14 protein-coding genes are annotated in these 13,729 nt (G+C 47.7%); 7 read left to right on the top strand and 7 right to left on the bottom strand.

The window, feature by feature from the left end:
• The first annotated feature begins 56 nt into the window (after positions 1-56).
• Positions 57-1,079 carry a radical SAM/SPASM domain-containing protein gene (locus tag L1278_RS05060; RefSeq protein WP_253401542.1) on the top strand — a complete coding sequence of 341 codons (1,023 nt, stop codon included), beginning with the start codon at positions 57-59 and terminating at the stop codon, positions 1,077-1,079.
• 38 nt (positions 1,080-1,117) lie between these two features.
• The gene (locus tag L1278_RS05065) at positions 1,118-2,050 is read left to right on the top strand and encodes a mechanosensitive ion channel family protein (protein ID WP_253401544.1); all 933 of its coding nucleotides are present in this window, start codon (positions 1,118-1,120) and stop codon (positions 2,048-2,050) included.
• Between the two features lie 49 nt (positions 2,051-2,099).
• On the opposite strand, the gene L1278_RS05070 is transcribed toward L1278_RS05065, so the two are convergent.
• The 6 genes from L1278_RS05070 to L1278_RS05095 all read right to left on the bottom strand — a co-directional run bounded on the left by L1278_RS05070 (position 2,100) and on the right by L1278_RS05095 (position 6,225).
• The gene (locus L1278_RS05070; protein ID WP_253401546.1) at positions 2,100-2,438 is read right to left on the bottom strand and encodes a hypothetical protein; all 339 of its coding nucleotides are present in this window, start codon (positions 2,436-2,438) and stop codon (positions 2,100-2,102) included.
• 349 nt (positions 2,439-2,787) lie between these two features.
• Positions 2,788-2,964 carry a FeoB-associated Cys-rich membrane protein gene (locus L1278_RS05075; RefSeq protein ID WP_253401548.1) on the bottom strand — a complete coding sequence of 59 codons (177 nt, stop codon included), beginning with the start codon at positions 2,962-2,964 and terminating at the stop codon, positions 2,788-2,790.
• 34 nt (positions 2,965-2,998) lie between these two features.
• Positions 2,999-3,802 carry an inositol monophosphatase family protein gene (locus L1278_RS05080; RefSeq protein WP_253401550.1) on the bottom strand — a complete coding sequence of 268 codons (804 nt, stop codon included), beginning with the start codon at positions 3,800-3,802 and terminating at the stop codon, positions 2,999-3,001.
• Positions 3,799-5,037, bottom strand: a complete 1,239-nt coding sequence (locus L1278_RS05085; RefSeq protein ID WP_253401552.1) for a DUF4105 domain-containing protein — start codon at positions 5,035-5,037, stop codon at positions 3,799-3,801. The genes L1278_RS05080 and L1278_RS05085 overlap by 4 nt, the downstream gene beginning before the upstream one ends.
• 157 nt (positions 5,038-5,194) lie before the next feature.
• Positions 5,195-5,887, bottom strand: a complete 693-nt coding sequence (rsmI, locus tag L1278_RS05090) for a 16S rRNA (cytidine(1402)-2'-O)-methyltransferase (protein WP_253401554.1) — start codon at positions 5,885-5,887, stop codon at positions 5,195-5,197.
• Positions 5,888-5,979: 92 nt separating this feature from the next.
• Positions 5,980-6,225 carry a 4a-hydroxytetrahydrobiopterin dehydratase gene (locus L1278_RS05095; protein ID WP_253401556.1) on the bottom strand — a complete coding sequence of 82 codons (246 nt, stop codon included), beginning with the start codon at positions 6,223-6,225 and terminating at the stop codon, positions 5,980-5,982.
• A 117-nt stretch (positions 6,226-6,342) separates the two neighbouring features.
• On the opposite strand from L1278_RS05095, the gene L1278_RS05100 reads away from it, so the two are divergent.
• From L1278_RS05100 to L1278_RS05120, 5 genes are all read left to right on the top strand, one after another.
• The gene (locus L1278_RS05100; protein ID WP_253401558.1) at positions 6,343-7,212 is read left to right on the top strand and encodes an SDR family oxidoreductase; all 870 of its coding nucleotides are present in this window, start codon (positions 6,343-6,345) and stop codon (positions 7,210-7,212) included.
• Between the two features lie 52 nt (positions 7,213-7,264).
• Positions 7,265-7,600, top strand: a complete 336-nt coding sequence (locus L1278_RS05105) for a hypothetical protein (protein WP_253401560.1) — start codon at positions 7,265-7,267, stop codon at positions 7,598-7,600.
• 98 nt (positions 7,601-7,698) lie between these two features.
• Positions 7,699-7,938: a hypothetical protein gene (locus L1278_RS05110; protein WP_253401562.1), complete on the top strand. Its 240-nt coding sequence runs from the start codon at positions 7,699-7,701 to the stop codon at positions 7,936-7,938.
• Between the two features lie 92 nt (positions 7,939-8,030).
• A complete protein-coding gene (locus tag L1278_RS05115) occupies positions 8,031-8,726 on the top strand; it encodes a metallophosphoesterase family protein (RefSeq protein ID WP_253401564.1) in 696 nt (231 codons plus the stop codon).
• A 419-nt stretch (positions 8,727-9,145) separates the two neighbouring features.
• On the top strand, positions 9,146-11,362 hold the full coding sequence (locus L1278_RS05120) for a T9SS type A sorting domain-containing protein (RefSeq protein WP_253401565.1): 2,217 nt from the start codon (positions 9,146-9,148) through the stop codon (positions 11,360-11,362).
• Between the two features lie 73 nt (positions 11,363-11,435).
• On the opposite strand, the gene L1278_RS05125 is transcribed toward L1278_RS05120, so the two are convergent.
• Entirely contained in the window at positions 11,436-13,529 is a 2,094-nt protein-coding gene (locus tag L1278_RS05125) for a T9SS type A sorting domain-containing protein (protein WP_253401567.1), read from the bottom strand.
• Positions 13,530-13,729 lie beyond the last annotated feature (200 nt).

A 13,729-nucleotide genomic window follows, 5' to 3' on the forward strand; every position in this document is an offset into this window, starting at 1 on the left:
TAGCATAATTTAGAGGGCAGCCTTTGTGGGCTGCCCTTTCTTTTGCATACCTGTACATGAAGCTCCACCTCACTGACAAGCTCAACTTCCTGTCGAAATTAACGCCGTTGCGCATGTACAATGCCCTGCAGGTGGCGGGCAGCTATTGGTATGCACGTATGTCGCGGAAAGCGGTGCACTGGGGCGACCCGATCAGCATTTCGTTTGAGCCGACTACCTCCTGCAACCTGCGTTGCCCCGAGTGCCCCAGCGGCCTCCGCTCCTTCACCAGACCCACCGGTATGCTGCAGAATGATCTGTTTAAAGAGACCATCGATCAGCTGCACAAGCGCCTGCTATACCTGATCTTCTACTTTCAGGGCGAGCCATACCTGCATAAGAGTTTTCTGGAGTTGGTGAAGTACGCATCAGACCGCGGCATCTATACCGCTACTTCCACCAACGCCCACTTCCTTGATAGCGATACCGCACGCAAGACCGTAGAGTCGGGCCTGGACCGCCTGATCGTATCGATTGACGGGACTACGCAGGAGACCTACGCGGCCTACCGTGTGGGTGGTAAACTGGACAAGGTGCTGGAGGGCACACGACAGGTCGTGAAGTGGAAAAAAGAGCTGAAGTCGCGCACGCCACACATTATGTTTCAGTTTCTGGTGGTAAAGCCTAACGAGCATCAGATTTCGGAAGTGCAGGCGCTGGCCGACGAGCTGGGTGTGGATGAAGTGGTGTTCAAAACAGCACAGATTTATGATTACGAGCAGGGCTCGCCGCTTATACCTACCATCGATTATTATTCCAGGTATAAGAACAACGGCAACGGCAGTTTTTCCATCAAGAACAAATTACTCAACCAGTGCTGGAAGATGTGGCACTCGTGCGTGATCACTTGGGACGGCTTGATAGTGCCCTGCTGTTTCGACAAAGATGCCGAGTACCGAATGGGGGACGTGAAAGAGCAAAGCTTCCGGCAGGTATGGCGCAGCCCGGGGTATAACCAATTCCGCAAATCGTTGTTACAATCTCGGGAAGAGATAGAAATGTGCCGCAACTGCACCGAGGGCACGCGGGTATGGGCTTAGGCTATACCTGAAGGTGATGTGCAACAATCAGATACTATATGAACGATATTAACAAGGCTATCGACCTTTTGCTGGGCAAGCTGGATAATTGGGGTGAGCACTTAATTTTGATGCTGCCCAATATTGCGGTAGCGATCATACTCATAATCATCACATTTGTGGTGGCCCGGTTTATCCGCAACGGATTAGACAAAGTGATAGGACGTATATCGCACAGCGCGGCTCTCAACAACCTGATTTCCAATATCCTCTACATTTCCTTGCTGGCGGTCGGCTTTTTCTTTGTACTCAGCGTGCTACAACTCGACAAGGTGGTCATCTCCTTGCTGGCCGGTGTCGGTATCATCGGTCTGGCTTTAGGTTTTGCCTTTCAAGACATTGCCGCCAACTTTATCTCCGGTATCATCATCGCTGTGCATAAGCCCTTTGGCGTGGGCGACATGATAGAAACCAACGACTATTTCGGGGTTATTGAACGAGTATCGCTCCGCACGTTAGATATTCGGCAGCCCTCCGGCGAACTGGTAAAACTGCCCAACAAGATGGTGTTTGAAAACCCGGTAACCAACTATTCGAACGGCGGCACACGGCGTATCGATTTGGATGTGGGCGTGTCGTACGGAGAGGATTTGGAGCACGTGCAGCAGATTGCAATAGAAGCCTTGCAAGATGTGAAGAACCGGGTAAAGACGCGTGACATAGAAGTGATGTACGATGCCTTCGGGGACAGCTCTATTAATTTCAAGGCCCGCTTCTGGATTACTTATTCGCGGCAGGTAGATTTTGTATCAGCCAAGAGCGATGCCATTATCAAGATCAAAAAGGCTTTTGATGCAAACAACATCATGATTCCGTTCCCGATTCGCACACTGGACTTTGGTATAAAAGGTGGCGAGAAGCTGAGCGAGCATCTGGAACAAATGCAGAACCAAATGAGGGATGGCCGTGGAATGACAGACAATGAGGTATAGCCAATACAGGTATAAAACAGAAAGGGCCGACTAATCGGCCCTTTCTGTTTTATTTGTCTTTTTTGTCAAGGTTTTTGCCAAGGTCCTCCACCTGTTTCAGGAAGTCATCGACCTTCGCATCGGCATAAGGTCCGTACGAGTTAGAGATCGTGCCGTGCAGGCCGTTGCTGGTTTCCACGGCATATAGTATCGACATATCATCCGGATCGCTCTCACCCTCGAATCGGTAAAAGTCCACGATGCGCACCTCATCCGGCCCGAAGGTCTGCTTGTCCTCCATGGTGCATAGTTTGCCCTCTCCAGACACTTTAAAGTCGTAGGTATAGCCGTCCTTGCGAAGGCGGTTGAGTACGTTAATGAGGCTTCTTTCTTCTACTTTATCTTGCATAGCGTATAGTTTTAAGGGATATTCAGGTTAGGTATAAACCTATACGCAAATTCAGGCAATGGATACGAAAAAGGGGCTGGAATTATTAATAGCCTCAGGTAGTGGAGGCGTAGGAGTTAAAGTAAGTCAGAACAAACTATCAGGTATAGTGCCACGAAACTGACAAAGCTTATACCTAAGGCGTTGAGGTTTTGCGCGAAGGTATAGCCGAATTCACCCAGAGATAGTTCAGGCATTGAGACCAGGGTGATATCAGGTATAGATGCTATACCTGGTTAGCTATTCAGAAAGGAGTAGTCAGACAGTCCTTTGCCGGAAGTTCTTTCGTCAGGCCTGTTTCAAGGTATAGCTATACCGCTTTCTTCTCGAGCTCCTTCTGGATCTTACTAAGGTCGATGGCGGAGCAGCCACCACAGCCTTTAGCGCATCCGGCATTTTTGTTAGGCATGACGCTGCGGTAAATCACCCGTACCATGTAGGCTATTGCTACCGCGAATATCAGGAAGATGATGATGTTCTGTACCATATGCTCTTATCAACTACACAAATTTACAAAAAGTTTAGGGAAGTGGCTCTTTCCAGTGCTCGGCAATCGTATCGAGCATCTCCTGGTGGATGTTGCCGTTACTGGCCACGATCTCCCGGTCAAAAACATAGTCGCCGCCAGCTGTGAACTTTGAGACATGTCCGCCAGCCTCCTGCACAATAATAGCGCCGCCTGCCACATCCCAGGCATTCAGGTTAAATTCAAAGAAACCCTCAAAACGACCAACCGCCACATAAGCTAGGTCTAACGCGGCCGAGCCGAGCCGCCGCACCCCATGCGATTTGCCCATAAAAGCGCCCAGCACCTGCAGGTACTGCTGCGTGAGACCGAACTCATAATAAGGAAAGCCTGTGGCGATGAGCGAATCCTTCAACTTTTCCGCAGGCGATACCTTAATGGGACTGTCATTTAAGAATGCGCCGTTGCCCTTTGTCGCATAGAAGCATTCGTCTTTGTTAATCTCGTACACGATGCCCAGCACCACCTCGTCGGCGTCCATCAGCGCTACGCTCACAGAGTAAAGCGGCAAGCCATGGGTAAAGTTAGTGGTGCCATCCAGAGGGTCGATGATCCAGTTGAAACGCTCGCCGCGGGTGTTGTCGGTTTCCTCTTCTGTAATAAAGCCTGCCTCGGGCAACAAATTTCGCAGTGCCTCTACCAGTTGCTTTTCGGCCTCTTTATCAACGTACGATACCAGGTTATTAAAGCCTTTCAGTTCTACCTTACCCCTGTCGAAGGTGGTTGCTTCGTGCTTGATAAATGCGCCTACTCTTTTGACGATGATATTGGCATTCTGGCAAAGTTGCTGCAAGTTCATATCCGCTCTTTTATTTTAGTGTTCGTGTTGCTGATAACCATTGGCTGTCTGGCAGCCCAAACCGTATACGCGGCTCTTACCAAGAGGGCTAAGGCAATCGGGAAAACAGCGGTATGTAATTGCTGCGGCCACGCCCACCACAACAGTAGCGTGATGAAAGCGAGCGCAGCCGTTACCAGCATGTATTTCTGCAACCAGCCCGGCAGCACAGGACGGGCCAGGAAAGCTGCAGCTACCACGTGGGTAGGCAGTGCCCAGAGCAGATTAAAGTTGTTGGCAGCCGCCTGATGATCAGTGGCAAACCAAAGCAGAAATAGCAATACGCCCAGCAGACCCGTGATCAGGAAGAAAAACACATCAAACATACGGCTGCGCTTGCGGTGCTTGTAGTCGAGGTACGTAATGAGGGCAACTGCCCCGAAAAATAGCCACCACACCACCACGGGGCTAAACGGGCCACCAGTTGAGGCAGGCGGCGGACTGTTCTGGAAAATAACGGTTGGCTTGCCTACCAAGGGCACCTGCCGTCCATCTTGCTGAATTGTAGCGTTACCGAATCCCTCCGACAAATAATTGGGCAGGAACATGTATTCGTAGGGCGTGGCCTTTTGGTCGATCGGTGCGCCCAGAGCTAGGTCTATCCCGAAATCGGACCAGGGCTGCGGCGGCAGGTATAGGTCGATCAGGTTGCGGAAGCTCATGTCCTTGTCCAGGTGCGCGATGTTGAAGGCCACCTGGTCGGGGAAAGTAGCTTCTATACCATCGCGTATGCGGGTGGCGCAGTTGTCGAAGAAGAAGTCGTAGAGGTAAAAGCGATTCTGAGGCAGATAGTTGTTCGTAAGAAACTGCCAGTACTGTTGCTTCTGCGCTTCCGTGAAGTTCATCTCCTGCTCATAGATGGAGCGATTGTCCAGGGTATAGCTGTAGGCGAAATCCTGGAAGTAGGCGATGGAAAGCTTGTAGTTGAGTTTGCCCCGGATAAACTTGATGTAAAAGCCTGGCTCGTTGAAGTCGAAGGTGCCGTAGTTGAACACGATGTCCATACCTGTGGCGGGGTCGTTGACACGCACGGCACTGTGTCCGAAGATGGCATAGAGTTCATCGCCCGGCGAGCAGGTGATCAGGCTGATTTTGGCCTCCTGCGAAAGTTGGCTGCCCTCAAACTGCGCCTGCACCTGCAGAGTGGCGAAGAGCAAGGTAAATATGAGTGAAAGCTTTTTAAGGTATAGCTTCATGGTTATATTGATACCGCGACAATCCTATCATGTGTCACGATTTTGTCAAAGTTTTTAATCTATTAAAAAGCCGAAGCCCAATAGTCTGGCTATTCTGTTCCTCAAATTCGCTGCGCTTCCAACACAGGTATACATTTTCGTTGTGTTAGCCGTGGTCCTACTTTGCTCCCGCTCCGGAAACTACCAACACAAATTCCCCTTTAATGGCTTTGGTAGTAAAGATTTCGATCAGTTCGTCTAGGGTACCGTTAATGGTCTCTTCAAACATCTTCGAGATTTCACGTGAAACAGAAGCCATACGTTCGCCTCCGAAGTACTCTTTGAACTGTGTGAGCGTTTTAAGCAGGCGGTGCGGAGACTCATAGAAAATCATGGTGCGCTCCTCTGTTGCCAAACTGATCAGGCGTGTCTGACGTCCCTTTTTCAAAGGCAGAAACCCCTCAAAAGTAAACCGGTCGGTGCTGAAGCCAGATTTGACCAAGGCAGGCACAAAGGCAGTTGCGCCCGGCAGGCATTCTACCTTAAGACCAGCCTTCAGGCACTCACGCACCAGCAGAAAGCCTGGGTCAGAAATTCCGGGTGTGCCGGCATCCGAAATGAGTGCCATCACCTCACCTGCTTTCATGCGATCTGCCAGGTGTGCGCTGGCTTTGTGTTCGTTGTGCAGGTGATGGCTATGCATGCGCTTCTCTATACCCAGGTGCTGCAGCAACTTGCCGCTGGTACGGGTGTCCTCGGCCAGAATCACGTCCACTTCCTTCAGGATGCGAATGGCCCGCAGTGTAATATCCTCCAGGTTACCGATGGGTGTCGGCACCAGGTATAGATTGGTTTTTTCAGGTTCCTGCATGCAGCAAAGGTATTACTTAATTGTCGATTGTGCACGGCTGAATACTTCGCTAGCACACTGGTTTAAGCGGTTGTAAGTCAACTTCAAGCAATTTATACCATCATGTTATCGTAGATCTCATCGATGCGGCGGGCCAGCTCCAGGTCTTTGTCTGTCACTGTGTTGCCGGCGTCGTGGGTGGTCAGCTCGATCTCTACTTTGTTATATACATTGCTCCACCACGGGTGATGGTTGAGCTCCTCGGCCACATCAGCCACTTTGTTCATAAAAGCCATGGCCGACCTGAAATCTTTGAACTCGAGGCTGCGGGTGAGCATATTTTCTGTTTCCTTCCACATGATCTTCTGGTGCTATATTTTAAGGTATAAACGGCCAGCTACCTCACAAGATGCCGGTCTGCGGTAACTAGGCTAAAAATGCAGGCGTATAGTATGGACTGCGGTCACACTAAAACTATGAAAACTATGGCAAACAAACCAAAAGAAGTACCCGCTCAGGAACAGGGAGTGCAGCCCGGCAAAGAACACAAAATGACCCCGCAGCCGGAGTACATACGCCAAAATTACAAAGGCAGCGATAAATTGAAGGGTAAGAAAGCATTGATCACGGGTGGTGACAGTGGTATAGGCCGGGCCGTGGCCGTACACTTTGCCCGCGAAGGAGCCGATGTGGCCATTGTATACCTCAACGAGGACAAAGATGCCAAAGACACGCTTCAGCTTATAGAGAAGGAAGGTAGGAAAGGGGTGCTTATCTCAGGCGATATCGGCGACGAAACCTTCTGCAAAAATGCTGTGAAGCAAGCCGTGAAGGAGCTCGGAGGCCTGGACATACTGGTTAACAATGCGGCCGAACAGCATGAGCAAACCGACCTTAAAGACATTTCGAAGGATCAGTTGCGACGCACATTCCAGACGAATATCTTCTCGATGTTTTACATGACCAAGGCGGCGCTGGAGCATATGAAAGAAGGCGGCGCCATCATCAACTCCACTTCCGTTACCTCCTACCGCGGCAGCGACCACCTCATGGATTACGCCTCTACCAAAGGGGCTATCACAGCCTTCACCCGCTCGCTTTCAGCCAATCTGGCCGAAAAGAAAATACGCGTGAACACAGTAGCACCCGGCCCGATCTGGACCCCGCTTATACCTGCCTCTTTTGACAAGAAGAAAGTGAAGGAGTTCGGTCAAAATGTTCCGCTAGGGCGCCCTGGGCAGCCATCGGAAGTAGCTCCGGCCTATGTGCTGCTGGCGTCGGAGGACGGCTCTTATATAACCGGCCAAGTGATCCACGTGAATGGCGGCGAACAGGTGGGCAGCTAAGCAAATTAAACCATAGCGGCCAAAATGGAGTAAAAACAGGTATAGCACTTAAGTGAAGCGCGATAAAGATACAACTATGGAAAACAAGGAAAACGATAAACACGCTGGCGAAGCGAACCACAGCGAAGCTGCCAAAAACAGGCCGGTGCGTGTGATTGAGGACGACACTACGGATCAGGAATTCCGTGCAGGGCATATTATCCCGGGCGCAGATCCGCCGAAGAACGAACATCAGCGCGGCGGCTTCGGTAACCGCGATGGCAAAGAGGGCTTCGGTAGCGATACAGCTTCCGAAGGACCGTCAGCCACTGGCGTCAATGATTTTGCTGACGACGGTACACCACCACCCGACAACATGCGTACCGAAGACGAAGGGCGCGGGACCTGATCGATAGCGCTGAACTTTACACAAGGTATAGCTGCTCTCAGGTATAGCCTGAAGCCACTTGCCTTTTATTTTTAACATTAAAACAAGGAGGACACATTATGCCATCATATAAGCATACCCAGCCTGGAGGGGAAAACTCAGGAAACCCAACAGGAAAGGGTCAGGACAAAGCTGCCGGCGGCAAGCCGGTGGATCCGAACAGCACCAGATCTGAGCACGAGGAACTGGAAGAGAAGTATACCGTGGATGATGCGGATGAAACAGGAGCCAACGTGCGCGTAAACAACCCAAACCGCAACCACGACAAGCCCGGCTTAGACAATAACAAGTATAACTAATCAGAAAACAGCTGAAAAAATAGCACCTGCTCATAACACAGGTGCTATTTTTTTAGCCAATTCAAACCGATTCAGACCAGACGCACCCCGCTATGGCCCGATACGCGATCAGTGACATACACGGCTGCGCCCGCACTTTTAAAGCGCTCGTGCTCGAGCGACTGCAGCTCAAAAAGACGGACGAGCTATACCTGCTGGGCGATTACGTTAACAAAGGCCCTGACAGCAAAGGCGTACTCGATTTTATCATGCACCTCCAGAAGCAGCAGTACCAGGTACACTGCCTGCGTGGCAACCACGACCAGATGCTACTCAAAGCGGCCTCCAAAGGAGAGTCAGCACTGAACCTTTCAGAGCTAGAGAAAGAAATGGTGCTCCAAAATTTCGGGATGCATGACTTTAGGAAACTCTCCACTACCTACGCCCATTTCATAGATTCCCTTCCCTACTACCTCGAACTGCCCGACTACTATCTGGTGCACGCCGGCTTCGACTTCCATCAGGATGATCTGTTCAGCGACAAAGAAGCCATGCTCAACATCAGAAACTATACCGTCGACTGGAACCGGCTGGATAACAAGAGACTGCTGCACGGCCATACTCCCACTGCACTCCATGCCATAAAGAAAAGTGTTACCCACCAAAGTGCCCGAATCAACATCGATGCCGGCTGCGTCTACTACAAAAACGCCGCCTACGGCAACCTTGTAGCGTTGGATTTAGATACTAATTTATTGAATATTCAGTGCAATTTAGACCGGCCTTATGTAGTGCGTAGAAAGAGTTGATAATTAGATATTTGAATCTTTATATATGCCATAAAGCATTATGTAAAGATAGTTTTATACTTAAGCAGACTAATGAAACTGTTAGATTCTAGTGCAATTTGTAAAAATCAGATAAAAAAAATAACAATAATTGTATTGAAATTCCCTGTCCTATAATTAATATTGCTTTATATTAATAATAATTTAGACTAATTTAGTTAAAGGGCAAAATAATTCTCCCCAATATTTTATAGGTAAAAGGTGCTCCTGTATGGCGATATGTGGCATATTGGTTTATAGCTAGCTAAACTATACCTGTTGGGTTAGACCTCTAAAGATAGAGTTCTAAAAAATGCTGTAAAAAGCATAAGCGGGATTGCTATGACCATACTGAGGCTTTGGTCAAGCCACCAACCTGAATCTTCTAATTTTTGTTTATTATGAAACACATCTACAATCCAACCGCCGCCCTCATCCAGCGGCCAACTGCCAACGCTACGGGAACAGCTGTGGCAAGTAAAATTTTTATGTTATTGTTGCTAAGCTTTTTCCTGCTGGTGAGTGGGGAGAGTGTAGGACAGGTGATTTCAATGAATGAACTTGAACGAGGCAATATTACTAAAGGCAGCTTCAGTTTAAGTAACAGTCAGTGGGCTATTATTGCCGATAATGGGAATGCAGGCAACCATGGTTATGCAGGTAATTTACTTATAAAAAAAGGAACCTTAGACAGGGTGTTCGAATTAGAGGCTGGTAACACATATACTATATTAATTCGTGCAAGAGCTGTAAAAAACCCAGGTTCAATTTCTTTGATGCGATCTCAAACTCCTACAGGTGCAGGAATATCACTTGGCAGTCCAATAACTATTGATGTTTCAGTTGACTACCGAGAATACACTGCTACCTTTTCAGTGCCAACTACACTACCTAATCAATATCTGAGGTTATCTGTCTCTAATGATTTAAACAATTCAGAGTTATACATTAATAGTTTGATAATTTCAGCTTGTACACTCCCGCCAAGTGTTGCAAATGTCGCGAGCTGTAACTCTCCTGCTAATTTAACTCTTACAGCTTCAGGCGCTACTAGCGGTGAAAGTTATAGATGGTATATCCAAGAAGAAGGGGGTACACCTATTACTGCACCAAATGGTAATGTTATTACAACTGAAACTTACACTCCTCAACAACCATTAAGGGAAACATGGACTTTTTACGTTACAAGAATTAATAACGCTACTTTATGTGAAAGCCCTAGAGTGCCTATAGTAGCTACTGTTGGGCGCCCTAATACCCCTACCCTAATCTCTAGTGGTACTTGCCAAACAAAAAATGGAGATGATGTTACTTTTACTGCTAGCGGTGCTAATACAAATGAAGAATATAGATGGTATACCTCTGCAACGGGAGCACAACCTATCGCAGGCGTAACAAATGATACATATGTTATAAAAGCTAATCAATTTCAGCAAATCTATGTTGAGATCATCAATCCTAATAATCTTACTTGTAGAAGCGTTAGGGTTGGTTTAAATAAAACCGAAATTTCTAATAGCCCAATCGCACCTAATGTTAGCAGATGTGGACCTGGTGAATTAATCCTAACAGCTACTGGTGCTGGAGATGGTCAAACTTATAGATGGTACATGAACAATAGTTTAATTGGTCAAGGACTAACTCATTTAGTCAATTTAAATGCGAATAGTTCAGTTACCTATCAAGTAAGTATTGCTAGTGCTCTTTGTGAAGGGCCAAGAGTTAATATTACTGCTTCATCTACAGGATCACCATTAGCCCCGACCGGGCAGATTGCGGAGCAAGATGTCATGGTGATTGGTAGTAGAGCCACTTTTCAAGTAGTATTAAGTAATATACCCGAGGGTGAGATAGAATCTTATGAATGGTTCAAACAAGAGGTAAAATCTACCGAGTGGATACCATTTTCAGGATCGAACATGCGGAGCTTCACCATTGAAGAAATGCCTGGTAACATCGATGGTATGAGGGTTGACATTAAGATAAAGCCTGAATATCGTTCTTGTTATTTGAATCTGGAGGGTACTAATAATGATATATATAGGATTACAAATCTTGCAATTATTCCCCTTCCCGTAGAGCTCATGTTCTTCAAAGCCCAAGCCCAAACCAAAGGTGTAAACCTAACCTGGGCAACTGCTTCGGAACTTGAAAACAAAGGCTTTGAAGTGCAGGTATCAAACAATGCTAGAGATTTCAAGGCGATCGGTTTTGTGGAAAGTAAAGTAGGAACAACTTCACATACACAGCACTACAACTTCCTGGATACAAAAGCAGTGTCTGGCACACGCTACTATCGCCTGAAGCAGATTGACTTCGATGGTACTACCTCATTCTCGCCAATCAGAGCCGTTGCCCTGAACGCGGACAATGCCACAGTTTCTGCATACCCTAATCCATTTGATGATGCAGTTATCGTGACGCTCAATGGTACGGAGGCTCGCAACGTACAGGTGGTCTTGATGGATGCAATGGGCAAAGTGTTGCAGCAACACACCGAGGAAACCTCTGGCAATTCCATTACAGTTGATATGCGCAGCATCACAACCAAGGGCATGTATGTGTTACATGTGCTTGACAACGACACGAAGCATACCTTCAAGCTGATGAAGCGCTAGCGAGGTATAGTATAAATGGTATAAAACAGAAAAGGCCTGCAATCCGTAGGCCTTTTCTGTTTGTTAGGTTATCTTATTCAGTAATCATGATCTTGAAGGTCTGGACTCCAAACTCCGTCACGACTCTGCCAATGTAGATGTTATTCGGACCGATGTTACGCTTTAAGTCGAAGTTCAACTCTTGTCCTTCATTCACTATGCCATTATGTAGCTTGCGCACCACCTTGCCGTTCATATCCAGAATGTCAATTGAAATATCGCCTTGTGTCTTTGCAACAACTCTCAGCTGAGATCTGTCAACCATCGGGTTAGGAAAAACAGCTACGGAAGCGCCCTCGGCCTTTTGATTAAGTCTGCCTGATGAGATCTCGCTGCAATCGCCCAGTACATCACCGTGATCAAGGTGCGCCTGAACTGCCTGCGGTGCTATGCAAATAGGTTTCCCATTGTGGCACACCACTACCTTATCCATCTTATTGCCGCAACGCACGTCCTGCACAAATACAGTTACTTCATCGCTGCTTGTGCAGCCATACTGATCAGTTATGGTTACGGTGTACACTGTTGTAGCAGTAGGGCATACTTCAATGCTTTGAGTAGTTGCGCCGTTGCTCCATAAGAAAGATATGGCGCTTGCACTGCTAGCGGTTAGCGTGGCGCATGCAAAACTTTTGTTATACCCTATTATCACTGTCTGATCAACTCCAGCTGATACAACCGGTGCAGCATTAATTTCTACTTCCTGAGAGATTGTGTTAGTGCAGCCGTTTGCATTAGTATAGCTATACATAATCGTATGTTTGCCAAGTCCGGCAACCGATGGGTAGAACACGCCCGCTATCACACCATTGCCTGCAAAGGTTCCGTCTGCCAGGGTGCCTCCGGAAAGTGTAGCCGGTCCAGAATTGAGGCAGTAAACCGTAGTGGCAAGATTTAAGCTAACCTGTGTCAGCGTCTCTTCTGTAACGTGAACCTGAGCAGTAGTAGTACAGCCTTTTGCATCTTTTACTACCGCCCCGTAGGCACCACCAGCCAGATTACTGAAAGTAGCTTCGGCTTGAAATGTTTGTCCGCCATCCAGCGAATAAGTATAGGGGGCGATGCCGTTACTGCCTGATAAAGTTACCTCTCCATTGTTGCTGCCAACACAGGGCGTTTGATTTAAGGTATAGCCAGCCTTTACAGTACACGCTTCAGCAAGTACGTTAACGTAAACCGTCATCTGAGAAGAGAGAGGTACCACATCGGAGTCCGTAGCGGTGAACTGAACGGCGAAGCGGCCCACATGCTCAGCCTTTGTTGCCCATGTGAATGTGCCCTTCGCATTATGCCCAAAGTCTAACTGAGAGAACATGGCTCCTTTTTCGAGCATAGAGCTGTTAGCTTGTAGTTTTATATTCTGCTGCTGTGCGTCCGTAGCCAGCACATCAAATGAAAAAGTCTCGCCTTTTGTAACATATTGTTCTGCGACTTGGGTTAGAACAGGAGCCGTATTGGTTCCGTCCGTAATGTTCAGGATGAAGTCACGTAGAACAAAAGCTCCTGTAAACTCGCCGTTTATTTTTTCGCGAATTTTTACGTTTACGAGCCACAATCCTTTTAGCGGACGTTCCCAGTTAATGGTGCCGTCGTTGTTAACATGGAACCCTGTTTCTTTCATGAGCTTATAAGGATCCCCGCTTATCCCGTAAGGAAGTTCCAGGGAGTACTCCTGGCCATGCCTGTCCGGGTCCTCTACGTTCATGTTATAACGGATCGCTTTGCCAACTGTAAAGTTAAATACTGGCAGGTCATAAAACTGCGGAGATGAACTTGGCTGGTTAGCGTCATACTTGATAGCCGCAAAAAGGCCACTTTCCTCAGAGCCAAAGTTAGACCCGTTAGCACGACAGCAGCTCCTCCACGAAATCTGGTACAAGCCGGGCTTAGACCAAGTAATCCTCTGGCGTTGAACATGCTCCACTGTCATGCCATCAGGAAGCAAAGTTTTGGAGAGTGTAACAGTGCCTGTATTGATTCTAGGAGCGCCTTCGTAAGTAAGCACGATGCTTCCCACAGCGTCCTTGTCCCAGTAGCCCTTTATGGTCATTTCATATTGACCTTCCCCCAAGGACTTATAAGTTACCTGTCCTCCCTTAAAATGTGAAGCAGTAACTGTTAGACTCATAAACAATAGGGCTACCAAGAGCACAGCTCTGTTTAAAGTCCAATTAGTGCGCCTGCTACATAGGACTGATTCTCTAGACGTTCCTCTAAAAGGAAAAGCCAGCAATTTGAGTAAAGCTTGTTTCATGGAGTTATAAATTTAAGTTGTTTAAGTAGGATATTTGCATTTTACTTATATTGGCAACCAAATAAGAAAAGGTC

Origin of the sequence: Pontibacter sp. HSC-36F09, from assembly GCF_024171605.1 — a bacterium.
Classification (GTDB): domain Bacteria; phylum Bacteroidota; class Bacteroidia; order Cytophagales; family Hymenobacteraceae; genus Pontibacter.